This is a genomic window from Paenibacillus antarcticus, assembly GCF_001637225.1.
In the GTDB taxonomy this organism is placed as follows: Bacteria; Bacillota; Bacilli; order Paenibacillales; family Paenibacillaceae; genus Paenibacillus_AQ; species Paenibacillus_AQ antarcticus.
In genome coordinates this window covers 101,337-120,744 of record NZ_LVJI01000030.1, presented here as the reverse complement: position 1 = coordinate 120,744, position 19,408 = coordinate 101,337, and the positions used below count along the sequence as shown (strand labels likewise).

Sequence of the window (19,408 nt, the reverse complement as noted above, 5' to 3'; positions counted from 1 at the left end):
ATTTCGACTCCCTCCTCCCTAGATACACTCAAACCATAACGTTCATTTATTGTCTCTCTAGGGCTATAATCTCACTACCTATTTGTGCTGCACGTAAAAAATCACCAGAGCGTTCTGCAATCATCATCTCTTCTTTTTTACGTTCTACATGTACTTGCTGCGGTACCTTATGAACTTCCCTAATGTAATCATCGAGAACCTCGACATTCCAATCTCGAGGTGTATCCATCATTGAGATTGAACTAAGTGTCTTCTCCAATCGGTCATCATGAAGTGATGACATGAAACGGCTTATATCTGGGTGTTTACCCTGAGCATAATATGCATATAGATAAGCAGCAATAGCTGCATGATCATCAATGTTAAAAGCATCTCCGAGGCGCTCGCCCACATACTGGGCGACTTCCGAATCCTGAAGCATCAGAGACAGTAGACGACGCTCTGCGGTGTGATAAGCAGGTAGTAAAGTGGGAGCTGGAATCCGCCCTTTTTTATGCCTACCATTATTCCACCCATCCTCAAAATTATCCCCATCCGGCATATTTTTTTGCATCGTCTGGCGAATCAGGTTGCAATCTTGCTTAAGACTTTCATACGATAGCTTATGTTCAGAAGATAATTCCCTCAAATACACTTCTCTCTCCGTCGAGGATGAAAGAGCTGCAATGATCGGAAGAACCTCCTTCATATAAGAAATTTTCCCATCTTCTTCTAGGAGTATATGGTTTTTTTTCAGATATATAAGTTTAAATTTTGTCGTTGAAACGGCACCATCAATAATTTGACTCATAAATCGTTCCGAACCATATTTACGTACAAAATCATCAGGATCGAGTCCATCGCTTAGTATGGCGATCTTAATTCTAATTCCCGCACTTTCCAACAATGGTATATTCTTCATAGCTGACGATTGTCCTGCGCGATCCCCATCGAAACAAATTAATATTTCATCTGCCATGGTCTTCATCATTGAAACATGACTTTCAGTTAAGGACGTTCCCATCGTTGCAACACCATTGTGTACGCCTGCCTCCCAAGCGGAAATCGTATCTCCATATCCTTCAAACAACACCATTTGTCGTAGCTTTCGGATGGAGCTCTTCGCTTGATGCAAGTTGTACAACGTCCGGCTTTTGTTAAATAGCTTACTTTCTGGTGAGTTCAAGTATTTCGGTTGTCCATCTCCAAGTACTCTACCCCCAAAGGCAATAACCCTACCATTCCTATCGCTAATCGGAAACATAACTCTGTCACGAAACCGATCAATAAATCCAGTTCCATCACTTCGAGTGGATAATAATCCGCCCTTTTCCATTTCCTCTAAATCGAAAGATCGTTTCGTCAAGAATTGCACCAATGTATTCCATGACTCCGGAGCATAACCAATTTGAAACTGATCAATCATTTTGTCACTGAATCCTCTTGAACGTAAGTAATCCATAGCTGGCTTACCATGTTCCGTATTCTTCAGTAAATAATGAAAAAATTTAGATGTCCATTCATAAGCTTGTAGAAGTCTTTCTCTCTCTGGATTGGATGAAGCAACGGCTACACCTTGTATCTCCGGCATCTCGATATGACTTTCTTCTGCCATCATTTTCACAGCTTCGGGAAATGATAAGGCTTCGATTTCCATCATAAACTTGATCGAGTTTCCACCCTTACCGCAACCATAACAGTAGAAAATTTGTCTCTCTGGTGTCACAGTAAATGATGGCGTCTTCTCCGAATGAAACGGACATAGGCCCTTCATATACTTTCCTTGCTTGGTGAGATGAACGTACTTACTTACCGTATCGACGATATCATTGTGCTCTAACACGGAATCGATTACTTTTTCCGGAATATTACCTTGCCCGGCACTCATCTTTACCACCTTCATCTCTTTATGGCACGTAAATATTATTCGCTATTAATGGACGTTCTCCTGCAAATCTTGCAAAATTTTTGTCAAATTGTGTTGAAAAAATATTTTATCATCTGCTGTGATCGGCTTGGGACCTTTGGAATGCTTGCCCATTCTTCTTGCTTTAGCCTGATGATGCCTACGATCCAACATCAATTCAATATCATTATCCCCATAATGCATGCCTCTAAAAGAGATAACGTAACAACCTTTGGCTAATGCCAATGCTGCTAGCCCATAATCCTGTGTGACTACGATATCACCGCGTGTAATATGGTTAGCAATATAAAGGTCTGCGCTTTGATCACTACGGTCAACTTGTACAGCAGTCACGCCTTCCTCTTCACGAATCAGATGATCGTAAGATGAGACCATTAGGACGGGAACTGAAAATTGACGTGCAGTGACAGCTATTTCATTCTTTACAGGACAGGCATCCCCGTCGACAACAATATGATACTTTGCAACTGTAGTCAGAGATATCACCTATTCCACTCAAAATAAAGTTCTTAAATAGTATATACGCCTTGAATAGCTGAAATCCTTCTTAATTAGGCTTAGCAACTTATGGGAAATGATGAAATACTTGTACACGGCCCCATCAATGTTGGTTTCCGTATACAATTACCCTATTACGACTTGATTACCACACAAGTTTCGTGAAATCTGCGAATCCCTTTAAATCTTTATCAATGGCAGCCAAAAGTGCCAATCGATTGTTTCTTACTTGTTCATCCTCTGCCATAACCATAACTGAATCGAAGAATTCTGTTATAGCGTTACGGATCTGTCCTAGCCATTGCAACGCTTTAAGTCCATCTCGTTGTTCCAATGCACTATGATATCCATCTTGGATAGATTGCCATGCTTTATAAAGTTCCTTCTCTCCTTGTTCTTGGAGAAGCGCTTCGTTAATAACAAATTGTTCTTCTGCTTTACCACCCAGATTACTCACACGATTAAATGATTCAACCGTCGTTTTGAAATCTGTCTGGTTCATTACAGCATCCATCAAGGCTTTACCACGCGAGACTACGGAAGCAATATCATCAAAGTCTGCCGTAATCACAGCATCTACAACATCATAACGTAAGTTCTCCGAAAGAATTTTCTTAACCCGAAGTCCAAAGAACTCAACGATAGCTGTACGTACTTCATCAGCGGAAAGTTTCATTTTGCGAAGACTTTCATGAACATCAAGCGCAATATTGAGTATCTCTGATAATGAAATTGGTAGATTTTGCGCAAGTATGATTTGAACAATTCCTTGTGCTTGGCGGCGAAGTGCATACGGATCTTGAGATCCTGTTGGAATGATACCTATAGAGAAACAACCAATAATGGTATCGATCTTGTCAGCAATACTAACAAGTGCACCAACGATTGAATCAGGTGTGTCATCTCCAGCAAAGCGTGGTTGATAATGTTGGAATACAGCCTTAGCTACTTCCTCTTTTTCCCCAGCTTTACGTGCATAGTCTTCACCCATTACACCTTGTAATTCAGGGAATTCATAAACCATTTGAGTGACAAGATCAAACTTACAGATTTCAGCAGCACGGGAGACAGCATCTCCATCTTCCTGAGAAATCTGTAATGCGGAAGCTAGACCATCTGCGATACGACGTGTTCTACGAACCTTATCAGCAATCGATCCTAACTCTTCATGGAATACAATATTTTCAAGTTTCAACAAAGCGGTCTTAATGTGAAGTTTCTGATCTTCTTCGTAGAAAAATTTCGCATCTGACAAACGCGCACGTAATACTTTCTCATTCCCTTTGGCAATGACATCCAAAGAAGTACTATTCCCATTACGTACAGTGACAAAGAACGGTAGTAATTGATCTTGGTCATTTAATACTGGAAAATAACGTTGATGCTCCCTCATTGAAGTAATCAATACTTCTTGCGGAATTTCCAGAAAGGCAGGATCAAAAGTTCCAAATAACGCCGTTGGTGTTTCAACAAGAAACAAAACTTCTTCAAGCAGATCGTCTTTAACTGCAATTTTCCACTGTTTCTCTTCTGCAAGCGCCTTAATCTGTTTCTCAATCAAATCCTTACGTTCATTCACACATGCAATAACAGACTGGCTTCGAAGCACATCCAAATATGCGGAAGGTTCTCTAACAACAGCATCTTCCCCTAAGAATCGATGACCTCGTGTCACATTACCTGATTTCACATCTGTAATTTCAAGTTCTATGACATCCGTTCCAAATAGAGCTATTAGCCAACGAATCGGACGGACAAATTTAAATTCATGAGCGCCCCAGCGCATATTCTTAGGAAACGTCATTGAAGTAAGAATGCCCAATAAGCCTTCCGATAGAATGCTTGAAGTCTCTACTCCTAAACTGCTCTTAGTTGCATATATATATTCAACGCCATTTAACTCTTGGAACGTAAACTGTTCAGGATCAACACCTTGGCTACGAGCAAACCCTAAAGCGGCTTTACTCCAAGCCCCACTAGCATCCTGAGCAATTTTGCGAGATGGGCCTTTTACTTCTTCCTCAATATCTTCTTGCTTCTCCGCTACACCTTCCACGAGTACCGCTAAACGACGTGGAGTTGCATAAGCATGCACTTGTCCATATGAGATTCTTGACTGCTCTAACCACTTAATCATACGCTCTTCCAACTGTTCTACAGCAGTACGTATAAATCGGGCAGGAACTTCTTCCAACCCAATCTCAAACAATAAGTCTTTAGCCACGTTAAACGTCTCCTTTCTTACAAAGCGGGAAGCCCAATTTCTCGCGTTCTCCCAAATAAGAGGCAGCTATTTGTCGCGCCAAATTTCTTACGCGAATAATGTAACCCGTCCGTTCAGTTACGCTGATTGCTCCACGAGCATCAAGTAAGTTGAATGTGTGAGAACACTTCAATACGTAATCATACGCAGGGAACACTAAATTTTGCTCCATCGCTTTATTAGCTTCCTCTTCATACATATTAAATAATGTGAACAACATCTTCACATCAGACACTTCAAATGTGTATTTGGAATGTTCAACTTCCGCTTGATGAAACACATCACCATATGTAATCCCATTTACCCATTCAAGGTCAAATACATTTTCTTTATCCTGAATGTACGACGCGAGACGCTCCATGCCGTAAGTTATTTCAACAGCGACAGGACTTGCATCAATTCCTCCAACTTGTTGGAAGTACGTGAATTGTGTTACTTCCATACCGTCAAGCCATACTTCCCAACCTAAGCCCCATGCACCCAATGTTGGTGCTTCCCAGTTGTCTTCAACGAATCTTATATCATGTTGTAGAGGATCAATACCAAGACGTTTTAAACTCTCCAAATAAATTTCTTGAATATTATCAGGCGAAGGTTTAAGAATAACCTGGAATTGGTGATGCTGATAAAGCCGATTAGGATTCTCTCCATATCGTCCATCGCTTGGGCGACGGGATGGCTCTACATATGCCACATTCCACGGTTCTGGACCAATCGAATGCAAATACGTCATCGGATTCATGGTACCCGCACCTTTTTCCGTATCATACGGTTGGACAATAATACAATTTTGATCTGCCCAGAACTGCTGTAGTGTAAGAATCATTTGTTGAAAATTCATTCTAGCATCGCTCCTTTGCTTTTTTTTCAGGTTTATTACATTCACATATCCTGTCTGAACAGCAAAAAGCCCTCGTCTCTACGCCTGCTGAACAGACATAGGGACGAGAGCTTATATCCCGCGGTTCCACCCTACTTGATTATGCTTGCGCTTAAAGCTAAAGCAGAATCCACTTTTATCATTCATTCATGCTCCCGAGTTGCCTTTTCACGATTTCTCTCCGTTGGGCTTTCACCGTTCCCAACTCGCTAAAGGATCTAAATCGCTACTTTCTCGATCAATGCATGTTATAATTAAATAAATATAATCTTATAATATACTAATAGATATTATCCCATTCGTCAAATTTCATATTTATCCATCTGATCCAGGAAATTTCTCGACTTAAGATTCACACCTAATTGCATATCTATAAAGGATCTCATGACTTTCTTCAATTCCAGCTTAGTTTCTTCCTTCACATCAATATTCCCAAGTTTTCTTAGATCAAGCCTTTCAAATATACGCAGTAACTTTAATGCGCGAGGCGTAATTTTCAAAGATTGAGGATCCATATGCCGACAATACGTACATAATACACCACCAAGGCGAGGACTTATGAGTAAGTCCTCATCACTTCGTGATTGCCCACATGAGACACAGGCATCCAACTCTGGGGCGTATCCAGCAGTCTGTAACATTTTCATTTCATATACGTTGAGAATAATTCCAGGGTCTTTCCCTTCTTCCAGTTCACCGAGACAAGCCTTCAACTGTTGAAACCAGAAGCTTCCTGTCTCCTCATCTAAAAGAATACGATCAAGCAGCTCACAAGCATAGGATGCATAAGCTGCCATATAGAGATCTCCACGCAAACGATAATGAGACACCGATATTTCACCTGCATTTAATGTGCCTAATCCCGTCCCGTTTCGAAAAAATACATATTCACCTAACGTAAACAGCTGCGTCAATGCAGCATGCCGGCTCTTTACTTTTTTTGCACCTCGAACAAGTACTCCTATTTTCCCCGCGTTTTCGGTGCAAAGCGTAATGATTTTGTTCCCTTCACCGTAGTCCATGCTGCGGATGACGATCCCTTCCACCCTGTAAAGCATGCCTCTTCCCCCAACCATTCACGGAGCAACCACTCATTCGTTCTCTTCATAATCAACCATCTCTTCTACCACTGGTTCTGTTGCAAACAACACCTGATCTGAAGAGCCGCCTGCTTCTTTGAATAACAAATAAGCATCGACATCTCCAGTCATCGCAAAATACTTCCACGAAAAATCTCGCATACGTATTCATCCTTTCCTTTGGAAATGCGTCTGCATCTTCAAAATTAGGATGTGCTTTGTACGAGGTTATATGTGTTGCAATTCCTACCAACCAGTATAAAAGCTCTAGTTTCCGCGGTGGAAACCTAGATCACGAAGAACTCGATCTTGATTGCGCCAATCTTTTTTAACTTTGACCCAAATTTCCAAGAAAATTTTGGACCCCAACAAGTTCTGAATATCATGACGTGCTAACTGTCCAATTTCCTTCAACATCGCACCTTGCTTACCAATGATAATACCCTTCTGCGAACTTCTTTCCACAAATATTACAGCAGAAATATGCACCACACCATTATCCTGAACTTTCATATCTTCAATCATAACTGCGATGGAATGTGGAATCTCTTCTCTCGTCAAATGAAGTATTTTCTCACGAACGAGCTCAGCACATACAAATTGCTCTGGGTGATCTGTAATCTGATCTGCAGGATAATACTGCGGTCCTTCTGGTAAGTACTTCTCCAATTCCTTTAATAAGGTATTGACATTATTTCCGTTCTTCGCGGATACAGGAATAATCTCTGCAAAATCATACAGCTTACGATAACTCTCAATAAGAGGTAATAATGCTTGCGGTTCAATACGGTCAATTTTATTTAACACTAGAATAATCGGTGTTCGTACATTCGTAAGTTGTTCTACAATATAGCGATCACCGCCACCCATTCCTTCAGCTGCATCTACAAGGAACAACACAGCTTCTACTTCACCTAAAGTGTTAAGAGCGGTCTGATTCATGAAATCACCAAGCTTGGATTGGCGTTTATGAATTCCGGGTGTATCTAGAAATACGATTTGGTTATGATCTGTTGTGTACACACCATGAATTTTGTTACGGGTAGTCTGTGGTTTGTCAGACATGATTGCGATCTTCTGTCCAATCACCTGATTCATCAATGTTGATTTACCCACATTTGGTCTTCCAACAATCCCTACGAAGCCTGATTTAAATTTTGCCATTTAATTATTTTCCTCCTAAAAATGTTCCTCTATATCTTGAATATCATTTCAGTAGCATTACTATTTCTTGATTAGATCCGATGGACCAAAGGAATCCGGTAATAACTCACGCACGGTCGTTTCACGGATTTCACCTTTTAGATTGCCTAGAATAACTAGCATATCCAGATCACACAGTTCTACCATCACTTGACGACAAACACCACAAGGAGCAACGGGTCCTTCTGTATCTGCGACAACTGCGATTGCTTTAAAACTACGCGCCTGATGACCATTCGCAATTGCACTGAACATAGCTGTCCGTTCAGCACAGTTTGTAGGCCCATAGGCTGCATTCTCAATATTACATCCATGATATACCTGTCCTTCGCTATCTAACAGCGCAGCACCTACACCAAAGTGTGAGTACGGAATATAGGCTTTCTCACGCGCTTTAATAGCTTCTTCCAACAACGACTTCGAGTCCATATGAGACCTCCTAAAAGTTTTTTTAAAGCGTTACTTCTTGATATACTTCGTAAAAAAACTTGCATCGGAAGCATACGCTTAAAGTTTTTTTAAAACGTTACTTCTTGATATACTCCGTAAAAAAACTTGCATCGGAAGCATACGCTTAAAGTTTTTTAAAGCGTTACTTCTTGATATACTTCGTAAAAAAACTTGCATCGGAAGCATGTCCTTAGTTTTTGATCAATACTATATTTTATCCCCCAAATAACGCCACAAGGGGTCTGTAGAAGACCACAATTCCTACAACCACTGCAAAAGCCGCAGTAAGAAGCACAGCTCCTGCGGCAGTATCCTTGGCCGCTTTAGCCAAAGGATGGATATCACTTGATATAAGGTCTACAACAGCCTCTAAAGCTGTGTTAAACATCTCTGCTGTTAATACTAAGGTGATAGCTAGAAGAAGAAACAGCCATCGTATGCTCGATAATTGCAAAACAGCAGCAGCCACTATAACCAATAGAGCTACCACCCCATGCACCTTCATATTTCTCTGAGTAGTCATGGCGTATCTGATTCCTTCCGCCGCAAAACCAAAAGAAGAAAAGAAGGATTTCTTACTCATTATCGATTCAACCCCACTTGAACGAGAACAGCCTCTTGTTTGCCCATCATTTCATCTTCGGAAGCTTTGTCTTGATGATCATAACCAAGCAAATGCAAGAATCCATGAACGAATAAGAACCCAATTTCGCGCTCCAATGAATGACCAAATTCTTCACTTTGTAATTTCGCTCGGGAAACAGAGATAATAATATCACCCAACACATCAGGAATCTCTTCCATCTCTTCTCCTTCTCCTAATTCATAGACAATTTCAAGTTCATCGTCTAATGAATCATTCATAGCAAAAGAAAGCACATCTGTCGGACGATCAATGCCGCGGTAATCCCGATTCAACTCATGAATCTGTTCATCATTCACGAAGGTTAGTGCAACCTCCCCATCGATTACACTTTCAGCCTCTCCAGCCTTTTGCAAAGCGGACTCAAGCAAAGATATTAAAGAAGCATTGATTTCATATTCCGACTGCTCGTTACTCCAAGCCAGTTGTAGACTCATATGTTAAACATCCTTTCTATTGTCATTCTCGACGATCTTCGTTGTCTTCTTTATTTCTTCTGGGTATTCAATTCTAGAATGGAATATCCCCATCACGCTTTCTTTCAATGTTTTACCGATAATATCCAATTCCTTCATAGTGAGGTCACACTCATTGAACTGATGGTCATCCATGCGATTTTTTATTATTTTCTCAATCATAGTCTCCACTTGGTCTACCGTAGGATTGCGTAATGAACGAACCGCAGCCTCTACACTATCTGCAATCCCAACAACAGCAGCTTCTTTAGACTGCGCCTTTGGACCAGGATAGCGAAAGTCAAGTTCTGTGAATTCAGGCTCTACGCCTTGTTCCTCAGCTTTTTTCAATGCTTTGTGATAAAAGAAATGTAAAAATGTTGTTCCGTGATGCTGTTCAGCAATATCTCTAATGAGCTTGGGCAACTTATAGTCTTTCAACATCTCCACGCCATCTCTAGCATGAGCTATAATAATTGATTTACTAAGTTTAGGATCAAGAGAATCATGTGGATTCTCCATATGATTCTGATTCTCAATGAAATAACTCGGTCGTTTCGTCTTACCTATATCATGATAGTATGAACCAACTCTACATAACAATCCATTTGCACCAATAGCCTCGGCAGCTGCTTCTGAAAGATTACCTACCATAACACTATGGTGATAAGTACCAGGTGTCTCTGTAAGTAACTTACGAAGTAACGGATGATTAGGACTAGACAATTCTACCAACTTCAAGGCAGACAAAATTCCAAATGTGACTTCAAAAAATGGCATCAGTCCAATAACAAGAACTGCCGTTAGTAGCCCCCCTGCAAACGCAAAGGCAAGGGTATATAACGTTTGTATCTGGCTCCAATCCTTACCGTCAATTAAGATCAACACAAATACAGCGATCGATCCGAACAGACTCACCATGATACCACCCTTAAGTAAGGTAGATCGCTGGCTAGCCTTATGAATAGCAGATATAGCGGCATATGAAACAACCATTGTAAAGAACCCGAAATGAAAATCAAAAATTTGTCCCTGATTAACATTTAATATCACACTAGACAATATACTAAATATCATAGCGCAAAAGAAAGCCAATGTAACATCCATAAGTAACGATACAAGTATTGCACCCAGAGCCACTGGAGCAATGTAACCTATATAAGGATGAACACTATTCTGCACTATACTTACCATGTTCATTGAAAGAACCGTAATAACAAAAATAAGGACAAGCATCAATAACTGTGAATTATTGTATCTATATTTACCCGCACTAGATTGGCGAATGAACATATGCAGTCCAAATGCCAACAAACATGATAACAAGAAAAGCCCTAGTTGTGGCCAATAATTAACCTCGTTCTTCAGAAGCTTATTATCATCTAAAAAGGCATATAATTCATCAGTGACAAATTGTCCCTTACTTACGAGAATGTCGCCTTGCTTAATGAAAACGGTATCTGTATCCTCGCGTGCCTGAACTTTGGCTTCCTTCGTTGTTTCCTCATCGTAAAATTTATTCGCTGTAAGCGCCAATCGTGCAATTTCTTGCACAACTTCTCGTAATGTCCGCTGACTAAGAGAGCTTGTACTCACGGCTTCCGCCACTTTAGCTCGAGCTGTTTGAGCATCCATGATCTGATCATTACTCAATTTCTCAACAATATTCCGAGCCACGGGTTTCATAGCCTGAATATCTTCACTTGTAAGTCTAGGTATTTTTATAAACGTTTCCTCTGGAATACGATATGTCTGTTGGTTAATCACTCGCAGCATTTCATCCATCAGATTATCGGAGTATGCTCCTGAACTTCGGCTACTATTCACGAAATTTTGCACAAATTCCTGAGCTCTCTGTGGAATTTCCTTACTATAAATTGTAACTTTATCCTGATTGGATACTTGATCATCTTGATTAAGTCGATCAATGCGATCAAGAATCTGAACAACTAGCAAATCATTTCGAAGTGAAATAATACTATAATCAGGCTTAACTTGTTCAGCTGCTTTCTCTTGTGCTTTTAACGTTGCCTTACTATTGGGGATTTGTACTGGTGCCGTTATTTCTTTCTCGCTGTATGAACCTCGATGTATATCATAACGTTCGGGCAATACCTTAGGTGCAAGTGAAACATAGAATAACACAACTATAAATAAAAACAGAGTATAGCGTGTTAACACGCTATACTTGTAGCTGACATCCTTATATGAAAATGACTTGCCTGATGACGTTTCTTTCGAGTCCATAGAGTTAATCCCCTCTAGCCTTGATTTTCTGCAGCTCGATCGTAGGCAACTATAATTTTTTGAACCAATGAATGACGGACAACATCTTGCTCCGAGAAATACACAAAACCAATCTCAGCTATCGAACTTAATATGGCATTCGCTTCTACCAAACCCGACTTTTTTCCTCTTGGAAGGTCTATTTGTGTAACATCACCTGTAATGACCATCTTGGCGCCGAATCCGAGCCGAGTCAAGAACATTTTCATTTGTTCAGGTGTTGTATTCTGAGCTTCATCTAGAATAATAAATGCATCCTCAAGCGTTCGGCCACGCATATATGCAAGCGGAGCAATTTCAATAAGTCCCCGTTCTAATGCTTTTGCAGTCTGATCTGGTCCCATCACATCGAATAAAGCATCGTATAACGGACGCAGATACGGGTCTACTTTCTCCTGTAAATCACCGGGTAGGAATCCGAGATTCTCACCAGCCTCTACAGCAGGTCGTGTCAGAACAATTCGCTTAACCGACCCTTCTTTCAGTGCAGCAACCGCTAATACAACAGCCAAATATGTCTTCCCCGTCCCCGCAGGACCGATCGCAAACACAATATCTCGTTTCTTAATCGTTGTGACGTAATGCTTTTGACCAATCGTTTTGACACGTATAGGCTTACCACGAAAGGTAGTTGTTATTTCACCCTTGAACAAATCTAATAACTGATCAGCTCTAAAGTCCTTTGCTAAATCTATTGCATACATCACATCGCGTTCCGTTAAGACGTATCCGTTGCGTACCAATTGTAATAGCACATCAAACAACTGTTGAAGCATTTGAACCTCACGGTCCCCACCTCGTATTGTAATCTCAGCTTCACGCGACTCAATCTTTGCGGGAATTTGTGCCTCAATCATCTTAAGAAAAATATCCTGTGGACCAAATATAGCTAGTCCTTCACCTGCGCTCTGAAATGACACCTTTATACTGTGTGTATTCTCTGACAAATAGCCTCAGTCTCCTTGGTTGTACGCTATTGGTAACTCTTCTTCAATTTTTTCTTCCACTTCAAAAAGAACTTTCATATAAACTTTACCATTCTCTTTCTTCTCATGCAAAATTTTTCGGCTAATGATGGTTGAATCACTACCGTATTTCGCTATAATATCACGGATTGCACCTTCTATTCCTTGTTTTTTCGCTTCTTCTATCGTAATCACTTCGCTTCTCTCTTCCGTTTCCATCACATGCTCCGTCATCCAACCCATTGGTAATTTAGTGGATCGCCAAGTGAGAGGATCTGTTTCCGTTACAACATCATATTTAGCATATGGAACTTTACCGTAACCCCATAATTGTACCCCACGATTACCTAGTACAAGATAACTTTTGTTCTTGATTTCTCCTGTATATACTTTATATCGCTGTACAGTGGGCACTTCAATGTTGTACTCATGCCACACTAACCCCTTCACTTCACCTTTAGCAACGACAGCCTGAGAGTTCTCCTCGTCCCCTAACAAACCAGAGATCAAGATTTGTCCCTTCTTAACACGACTGTTCTTTGCAACCAAGGGAAGACCCTGTTCTGCAAAAACACTTGTAACTACTGCATCTGTTCTGCTGATTAAATGCCTTGGACTGAGCAATGGTTTCGTCTCGGGTATTGAGGATTCTACAACTTGAATCGTAATTGTAGTCCCTTTGCGATCTACCCCAACCCATGCTGTTCCAGGTAACTTTCTATTTATCTGAAGTGATAACTCGTCCAAATGATTTAATCGAAATATCCACTGAAATGGGTAAATCCCCTCTTTCTTCGCTACAACGAGTACATCATCTGTTGAGAGTTTAACGTTACCTACTACTTTCACATCCCATATCACAGATGATAAGAGGAATAAAATTGTAAAAAAAGCTACTATGCCAACAGCAAAAAATCGACGTTTCTTCAACTTCACCACTTCAAAGGGGAATCCTATCCGGGTATCGACATGTATGCGGCAGCCTGTCCGTTTCAAAAGAGGGCGGAGAGCATGGAAATCAGATAATAACACTTTCATCTCAAGTGACTGTGATGGAGACGGTTTAACATCCCACACTGGAATGCCCATCTGGCTTAAAGCATTTATAAATGATTCCAGATGTCCATTCCTAACTGTGATTCCGACATATCCACGCCAATAGACTAATGTTGGGATTTTCAATGACTCTCCTCCGTTCCTATGTATTTTATTTGCTTAATCGTTCCTTCTATCAACACTTCTTGGGGTAAAATAGACCGAATCATAAGTTCCGATCCCTCTATCTCAAGCGACCCTTGTGTAAGTGCAAGAATTAACTTATCCGGTGAGAAATGAATCACACCATTATGATTCTCGATAAAGAGTTCTTTGTTACCAATCATAGTTAAACGAGGTAGATTAAACACAATGTCCTGAGGCAAATCTAGTTTCTCATATGTCCAATTCCGAAGTTTGCGACTGATCCGGGTCATACGGAGGCCTTCCCCCTTCCTGTACTTTAAACCTTATGCTGGAAACATCATTTTTATGAAAGCAATTGCTAACGAATATACGCTACATAATCCCCAACGGATAACAGACTCACTTAAGTGTCAACTCATCCTCAAAAAGGTCACAGGGGCCATTCTAAGACTTTAATTACGTCATCCCGTATAAATGCCTCAATTAATATCCAAACAGCAACAAGGCTTCAATAGAAGGTATGAACTCACACAGCTAGTTCAGCACAACAAAAAAACCGACCTTAGATTAATAAAGGTCGGTTTCGAACTGTATACTATGTGTCTACGTTGTGTCTACGTTATATCTTAACCATTCTAGGATTGCCGGTTATTATATGGTTGTTTGGCACGTGGAGGCCCTAATATCTCAGACCAAACAATGCCATTCGCCGCTTGGTTCACCATGCCTGAAGAATTGGACTGCTTTAATTCCTCATCAGAATTATCATAAGCATTCCACTCTGCGGAAGAGGGTGTTGATATTTTATCTAAAGCAGCCGTGACACGATCAATATCTTTTTGCATTTGAAGATTTCGATTCTCAATCGTATCTTCCCACATCTGAGAAACACCTTCACCCGTCTTGTAATCAGGACCTGGAGAGAAATCTCTGACAGAGTCTTCGCTTTCTCTAGTAGATATAGGTTCTGGCGAATGTTCTCCGGTCCCTCCAAATGTCGGCATGCTGCTTGGGTTATTCTTTGACTTTGTTTTCCCTTTGTTAGTTATCGCTGAAATAACACCTAAAGCAGCAATCACGAGCCAAATATAATCCATGGGATACATCATTCCCTACTTATTATTTTTTGGGAGTGTTAGAACTATCTCCACCGTCACCAGTTTTACCGATAGATCCTCTCATTTGAGTATCTGCTTCGATATTTTTGAGGTTCATATAATCCATTACGCCAAGGCGTCCGGAACGTAGTGCTTCTGCCATTGCTAGAGGTACTTCTGATTCAGCCTCTACAACTTTCGCTCTCATCTCAATAACACGAGCCTTCATTTCTTGTTCTTGAGCTACAGCCATTGCACGACGTTCTTCAGCCTTCGCTTGAGCAATTCTCTTGTCTGCTTCTGCTTGTTCAGTTTGTAGATAGGCTCCAATATTCTTACCAATATCAACATCCGCGATATCAATGGATAAGATTTCAAAGGCTGTCCCCGCATCCAATCCCTTGGAAAGAACCGTACGAGAAATCATATCTGGATTCTCTAATACATTTTTATGAGAATCACTTGATCCGACAGTTGTTACTATACCTTCCCCTACACGAGCAATAATCGTTTCTTCACCTGCACCACCGACTAAACGATCGATATTCGCACGTACAGTAACACGTGCTTTAACTTTGACTTCAATCCCGTTTCTAGCAACAGCAGCAACCGTAGGCGTCTCAATAACGCGTGGATTGACACTCATTTGAACAGCTTGAAGTACATCACGACCCGCCAAATCAATGGCAGCAGCACGTTCAAATTCCAATGGAATATTAGCGCGCTGAGCGGCAATCAATGAATTGACTACGCGGTCCACGTTCCCACCTGCCAGATAATGGCTTTCCAACTGGTTAATATCAAGCCCTAAACCTGCCTTGGTAGCCTTAATCATAGGGTTAACAATTCTACTTGGTGTAACACGACGCAATTTCATCGCAACTAATGTGATAATGCTAATACGTACGCCTGATGACAGGGCAGCAATCCATAGCATAACTGGGAAAAAATTAAAGAATACACTTAACACAATGATTACCACAACAGCAATCAACAAAATAGGAATTAATGTTGTATCCATAAATTGATTCATCCTCCATAATCTATATTTGATTAAACACTAATCAACAATTGGTTTAACTACAATACGAGAACCCTCAACCTTCACAACATGAATCGTCATGTTACTACCAATAAATTCTCCATCTGTGACGACGTCAAACCGCTCTCCATCAATTAATACAGTTCCTGCAGGACGAAGTGGTGTAACACTAATCCCATTCTTACCAAGTAAATTCTCTTTACTAGCCGACGGAATAAACCCTTTTTCTTTACTTAACGTGTCGTTCAATATAAAACGATTCCATATGCCACGTTTCTTAAACACTATTGCTACTATGATGATTACGATTAATGCAGAAATACTTGCAATTCCTAATGATAACGCAACATGAGAAGTGCTATAAGCAGCACGTACTACGCCAACAATAAGACTTACTGACCCAAGCAAACCTAGTATCCCGAAGCTTGGAATAAACAATTCAAGCGCCAGCATAATAATCCCAATGATAAAGAGTACCCATGTCTCTGATCCAGCAAATCCAGCAACATAGTTACCAAAGAAATAGAGCACGAATCCAGTAACACCTAGAATCCCAGGAACTCCAAATCCAGGAACAATCAATTCAATGATGACTCCGGCAATTCCCATAAACAGAAGTAAAGTCATCACAATCCGATTCGTTAAGAACTCAGAAAATTTCTCAGCACCAGATTGTTCGACACGAAACATATCATCCGTCGAGTAACCCATCCAATTAACGACCTCATCTGTCGTATTAGCAATGGTATCTGCATACCCCACTTTCAATGCCTGTTCGCTAGTCAGTGAGATGATCTCGCCCTTCTCCTTCGTATCGTTAATTTCAGGCATTTCAACAACCATGTTCACATCTGTCATGCCCTGAGCAATCTTCGGATCACGCTTACTAACCTCAGCTGCACTGGACATAAGCGACTTCCAATAGGATACGAGCTTAGGGTCCTCAATAGGATTACCTGTAATGCCATCTACTAGTACCGCCGCACCAATCATACTACCTGGTGCCATAGCAATTTTATCCGCATTTAAGGCAATATAACTTCCTGCCGAAGCAGCATCTCCCCGTATGTAAGCGACCGTAGGAATTTCACTATTACGAATGATGTCAACAATATTATGAGCTGTATCTATCCTTCCACCAGGCGTGTTTATTTCCAGCACGATGAGGGACGCATTCATTTCTTTAGCTTCTGTAAATCCACGCTCCATGAACTTCTGAAGTCCTCTTTCAATATCTTGGTCAATCGGAATAATATACACTGTCCCCGATTTAGTCTCTGTCGGAGATACAGGCGCCGCAAAGACGGTTCCTATTTGACCTAGAACAGGGAGAATCAACATCATGACGAGTAGACTCATGACAAAAAGCGAACATTTCTTTTTGATATTCGTCAAATTTCTTCCTCCTTTCTGTCGTATTCATATCCAACTCAAGTCTATATTATGTACCCAACTTATCCTTCTTACTACGTCCTATACCTGTTGAAGTTTCAAAAATAAAAAACACCCCTCAAAATCGAGGGATGTTCCGTTATTGTTTATTGCAGAAATTGTTGAACTACTTGATTAACAAGCTTGCCGTCAGCGAGTCCCTTAACCTTAGGCATCAGGGCACTCATTAATTTCCCCATTTCGGCTTTCGAAGAAGCACCGGTTTCATGGATGGTCTGCTGTACAATGACTTTAATTTCTTCTTCAGTAAGCTGAGCGGGAAGATACTGGCCGACTATCTCGATTTCTGCTTTTGCATTAGCGGATAGATCATCGCGTCCTGCTTTTTCAAATTCTTGGAGGGCATCTTTGCGCTGTTTGATTTCACGACCTAGGATTTCAAGCACCTCGGAATCATCCAAAGTTCTTTTCAAATCTATTTCAAGATTCATGATTGTCGAACGAATCATTCTAATAGTGGAGAGTTTGAATTTATCGCGACTCTTCATTGCTTGTTTCATGTCTTCGTTCAATCGCTCGCTAAGATTCATAGTTGTTAGCTCCCCTTAAAACTTTCTCTTACGAGCAGCCTCAGACTTCAGCTTTTTCTTAACGCTTGGCTTTTCATAATGTTTACGTTTTTTCACCTCAGCCAAGACGCCATCTTTAGCGATGGAACGTTTAAAGCGACGAAGTGCAGCATCGATTGTCTCATTTTTACGAACTTTCGTTTCAGACACCAGTTTTCCCTCCCTCCGACCAGACCGTCCAAGAGTATTAACACGGTTCATCAACTTTTATTATAGGTGATAGTGAAATAAGGTGTCAACCTTACAGCTATTTTTTTCGTAATCTGATACAATACACTTTTTTCCATACCCTTATTGATGAGAGTTAGAGATACCCGTTAGCGCCCCTAATTTGGCACCTCCAAGCAGGTGGAAGTGTATATGGTGCACCGTTTGTTCACCATCACGACCGCAATTATTAATGAGTCGATATCCCGATTCGGCAATACCTAAATCTACTGCAAGTTTCTGTGCTACCTGATGAATTTCTGCAATGATTGGCATATTTTCTGGAGAAACCTCATTCATGGAAGCAATATGTACCTTGGGAATAATTAATACATGTGTAGGAGCCGCAGGCTGTATGTCGTGAAATGCCACAATGTTCTCATTCTCATACACCTTGTTACTAGGAATACTGCCTTCTATAATTTTACAAAATAAACAATCCACTATATTGCCCCCTTAACAAACTTTTATTTATTTTATCATACTGGATAAAGAATAGGCTCGTCCAATGTCAAATAGTCAAAACAAAACGTCTCTTAAATAAAAAAGTAAGGCAGGTCCTTAAGGTCATCTTTCTTACCTTAGAACCTGCCCATTCAATCGGTATTTGTATATTTAATAAAATGGCAAAACAGAAATGGCAGTCAATGCAACTAGCGGCAGTAGCAGACGATTAAAGCGCCGTCTCCCGTATGGATTGTAGCCAAATCCAGGAGGATAGTATCCTGGGACAAAAGCACGTACATCCACACCCGGATATCCACTAGATCCAAACGATGGATTCCCATAACCTTGCTGTGTTCCATACGGTGACGGTAGATGCGTGTTACATCCACATCCTCCAACAGGAGCCATGTTCTCATTCGGAATACTAGCATTTTCCATATGATCACAGTACATTTCATGACCAACAGGTACCGCTAAATGCAGGTGGTTATCATCTACATTATCTACAAAACCATCAAAACTTCTTCCATCCACAATGACCACTCTCACATAACGATGCATGTGGTGGTGACATACTTGCTTAGCATCAACTTTTTCCATCTGGTCTAGTCCTCCTAAATACTCCATGATCTACAATCATCATATTCAGGTCTGGGCGAATGGATACTGATTAATATGCAGAATAACATCCATAAAGCAAAAAAAATAAGAAGTACCCAGTCAGCTTGCAAAAAGCTGCTTGACGTACGGACTTATAATAGGGAAAACAATCTCCCTCCCATAA

Annotated in this window: 21 protein-coding genes; all 21 read right to left on the bottom strand. The window is 40.7% G+C overall.

What is annotated here, in order from left to right; genetic code table 11:
- Positions 1 to 46: 46 nt before the first annotated feature.
- Positions 47 to 1,867, bottom strand: a complete 1,821-nt coding sequence (gene dnaG, locus PBAT_RS19210) for a DNA primase (RefSeq protein WP_068651937.1) — start codon at positions 1,865 to 1,867, stop codon at positions 47 to 49.
- A gap of 45 nt (positions 1,868 to 1,912) precedes the next feature.
- Entirely contained in the window at positions 1,913 to 2,392 is a 480-nt protein-coding gene (locus PBAT_RS19205; protein WP_084403264.1) for a YaiI/YqxD family protein, read from the bottom strand.
- A gap of 157 nt (positions 2,393 to 2,549) precedes the next feature.
- Positions 2,550 to 4,628: a glycine--tRNA ligase subunit beta gene (gene glyS, locus PBAT_RS19200; protein WP_068651935.1), complete on the bottom strand. Its 2,079-nt coding sequence runs from the start codon at positions 4,626 to 4,628 to the stop codon at positions 2,550 to 2,552.
- Position 4,629: 1 nt separating this feature from the next.
- Complete coding sequence (glyQ, locus tag PBAT_RS19195; RefSeq protein WP_068537690.1) at positions 4,630 to 5,508, bottom strand: glycine--tRNA ligase subunit alpha; 879 nt, start codon at positions 5,506 to 5,508, stop codon at positions 4,630 to 4,632.
- A 341-nt stretch (positions 5,509 to 5,849) separates the two neighbouring features.
- Positions 5,850 to 6,605, bottom strand: coding sequence for a DNA repair protein RecO (gene recO / locus PBAT_RS19190; RefSeq protein WP_068651933.1), 756 nt, complete (start codon positions 6,603 to 6,605; stop codon positions 5,850 to 5,852).
- Between the two features lie 33 nt (positions 6,606 to 6,638).
- Positions 6,639 to 6,788 (bottom strand): YqzL family protein, encoded by a 150-nt coding sequence (locus PBAT_RS24910; RefSeq protein WP_084403263.1) that lies wholly within the window; start codon positions 6,786 to 6,788, stop codon positions 6,639 to 6,641.
- 105 nt (positions 6,789 to 6,893) lie between these two features.
- Complete coding sequence (gene era, locus PBAT_RS19185) at positions 6,894 to 7,790, bottom strand: GTPase Era (protein ID WP_068651931.1); 897 nt, start codon at positions 7,788 to 7,790, stop codon at positions 6,894 to 6,896.
- Between the two features lie 60 nt (positions 7,791 to 7,850).
- Positions 7,851 to 8,258, bottom strand: coding sequence for a cytidine deaminase (locus tag PBAT_RS19180; RefSeq protein WP_068651929.1), 408 nt, complete (start codon positions 8,256 to 8,258; stop codon positions 7,851 to 7,853).
- 235 nt (positions 8,259 to 8,493) lie between these two features.
- Positions 8,494 to 8,862, bottom strand: a complete 369-nt coding sequence (locus PBAT_RS19175) for a diacylglycerol kinase family protein (protein ID WP_068651927.1) — start codon at positions 8,860 to 8,862, stop codon at positions 8,494 to 8,496.
- Positions 8,862 to 9,359, bottom strand: coding sequence for an rRNA maturation RNase YbeY (ybeY, locus tag PBAT_RS19170; RefSeq protein WP_068651925.1), 498 nt, complete (start codon positions 9,357 to 9,359; stop codon positions 8,862 to 8,864). Before ybeY ends, PBAT_RS19175 begins: the two co-directional genes overlap by 1 nt.
- A gap of 3 nt (positions 9,360 to 9,362) precedes the next feature.
- Positions 9,363 to 11,624 (bottom strand): HD family phosphohydrolase, encoded by a 2,262-nt coding sequence (locus tag PBAT_RS19165; protein WP_068651923.1) that lies wholly within the window; start codon positions 11,622 to 11,624, stop codon positions 9,363 to 9,365.
- Positions 11,625 to 11,638: 14 nt separating this feature from the next.
- The gene (locus tag PBAT_RS19160; protein ID WP_068651921.1) at positions 11,639 to 12,610 is read right to left on the bottom strand and encodes a PhoH family protein; all 972 of its coding nucleotides are present in this window, start codon (positions 12,608 to 12,610) and stop codon (positions 11,639 to 11,641) included.
- Between the two features lie 6 nt (positions 12,611 to 12,616).
- The gene (gene yqfD / locus PBAT_RS19155; RefSeq protein WP_068651919.1) at positions 12,617 to 13,810 is read right to left on the bottom strand and encodes a sporulation protein YqfD; all 1,194 of its coding nucleotides are present in this window, start codon (positions 13,808 to 13,810) and stop codon (positions 12,617 to 12,619) included.
- Entirely contained in the window at positions 13,807 to 14,100 is a 294-nt protein-coding gene (gene yqfC / locus PBAT_RS19150; RefSeq protein ID WP_068651917.1) for a sporulation protein YqfC, read from the bottom strand. Before yqfC ends, yqfD begins: the two co-directional genes overlap by 4 nt.
- 345 nt (positions 14,101 to 14,445) lie before the next feature.
- Positions 14,446 to 14,919, bottom strand: a complete 474-nt coding sequence (locus PBAT_RS19145; RefSeq protein ID WP_169810140.1) for a hypothetical protein — start codon at positions 14,917 to 14,919, stop codon at positions 14,446 to 14,448.
- A 10-nt stretch (positions 14,920 to 14,929) separates the two neighbouring features.
- Complete coding sequence (floA, locus tag PBAT_RS19140; protein ID WP_068587649.1) at positions 14,930 to 15,928, bottom strand: flotillin-like protein FloA; 999 nt, start codon at positions 15,926 to 15,928, stop codon at positions 14,930 to 14,932.
- A gap of 39 nt (positions 15,929 to 15,967) precedes the next feature.
- Positions 15,968 to 17,293 (bottom strand): NfeD family protein, encoded by a 1,326-nt coding sequence (locus PBAT_RS19135; protein WP_420848802.1) that lies wholly within the window; start codon positions 17,291 to 17,293, stop codon positions 15,968 to 15,970.
- 194 nt (positions 17,294 to 17,487) lie between these two features.
- On the bottom strand, positions 17,488 to 17,931 hold the full coding sequence (locus PBAT_RS19130; RefSeq protein WP_068651912.1) for a GatB/YqeY domain-containing protein: 444 nt from the start codon (positions 17,929 to 17,931) through the stop codon (positions 17,488 to 17,490).
- Positions 17,932 to 17,946: 15 nt separating this feature from the next.
- Positions 17,947 to 18,120 (bottom strand): 30S ribosomal protein S21, encoded by a 174-nt coding sequence (rpsU, locus tag PBAT_RS19125; protein WP_036657994.1) that lies wholly within the window; start codon positions 18,118 to 18,120, stop codon positions 17,947 to 17,949.
- 141 nt (positions 18,121 to 18,261) lie between these two features.
- Positions 18,262 to 18,621: a histidine triad nucleotide-binding protein gene (locus PBAT_RS19120; RefSeq protein WP_068651910.1), complete on the bottom strand. Its 360-nt coding sequence runs from the start codon at positions 18,619 to 18,621 to the stop codon at positions 18,262 to 18,264.
- A 171-nt stretch (positions 18,622 to 18,792) separates the two neighbouring features.
- Positions 18,793 to 19,224: a hypothetical protein gene (locus PBAT_RS19115; protein WP_246168279.1), complete on the bottom strand. Its 432-nt coding sequence runs from the start codon at positions 19,222 to 19,224 to the stop codon at positions 18,793 to 18,795.
- Between the last annotated feature and the right edge of the window lie 184 nt (positions 19,225 to 19,408).

Bases quoted from the DNA above. Each gene is read 5' to 3' on its own strand.
- dnaG (WP_068651937.1), bottom strand. From the start codon at position 1,867: ATGAGTGCCGGGCAAGGTAATATTCCGGAAAAAGTAATCGATTCCGTG.
- glyQ (WP_068537690.1), bottom strand. From the start codon at position 5,508: ATGAATTTTCAACAAATGATTCTTACACTACAGCAGTTCTGGGCAGAT.
- recO (WP_068651933.1), bottom strand. From the start codon at position 6,605: ATGCTTTACAGGGTGGAAGGGATCGTCATCCGCAGCATGGACTACGGT.
- PBAT_RS24910 (WP_084403263.1), bottom strand. From the start codon at position 6,788: ATGCGAGATTTTTCGTGGAAGTATTTTGCGATGACTGGAGATGTCGAT.
- era (WP_068651931.1), bottom strand. From the start codon at position 7,790: ATGGCAAAATTTAAATCAGGCTTCGTAGGGATTGTTGGAAGACCAAAT.
- PBAT_RS19180 (WP_068651929.1), bottom strand. From the start codon at position 8,258: ATGGACTCGAAGTCGTTGTTGGAAGAAGCTATTAAAGCGCGTGAGAAA.
- PBAT_RS19175 (WP_068651927.1), bottom strand. From the start codon at position 8,862: ATGAGTAAGAAATCCTTCTTTTCTTCTTTTGGTTTTGCGGCGGAAGGA.
- ybeY (WP_068651925.1), bottom strand. From the start codon at position 9,359: ATGAGTCTACAACTGGCTTGGAGTAACGAGCAGTCGGAATATGAAATC.
- PBAT_RS19165 (WP_068651923.1), bottom strand. From the start codon at position 11,624: ATGGACTCGAAAGAAACGTCATCAGGCAAGTCATTTTCATATAAGGAT.
- yqfC (WP_068651917.1), bottom strand. From the start codon at position 14,100: ATGACCCGGATCAGTCGCAAACTTCGGAATTGGACATATGAGAAACTA.
- PBAT_RS19145 (WP_169810140.1), bottom strand. From the start codon at position 14,919: ATGATGTATCCCATGGATTATATTTGGCTCGTGATTGCTGCTTTAGGT.
- floA (WP_068587649.1), bottom strand. From the start codon at position 15,928: ATGGATACAACATTAATTCCTATTTTGTTGATTGCTGTTGTGGTAATC.
- PBAT_RS19135 (WP_420848802.1), bottom strand. From the start codon at position 17,293: ATGATGTTGATTCTCCCTGTTCTAGGTCAAATAGGAACCGTCTTTGCG.
- PBAT_RS19130 (WP_068651912.1), bottom strand. From the start codon at position 17,931: ATGAATCTTAGCGAGCGATTGAACGAAGACATGAAACAAGCAATGAAG.
- PBAT_RS19115 (WP_246168279.1), bottom strand. From the start codon at position 19,224: ATGGAAAAAGTTGATGCTAAGCAAGTATGTCACCACCACATGCATCGT.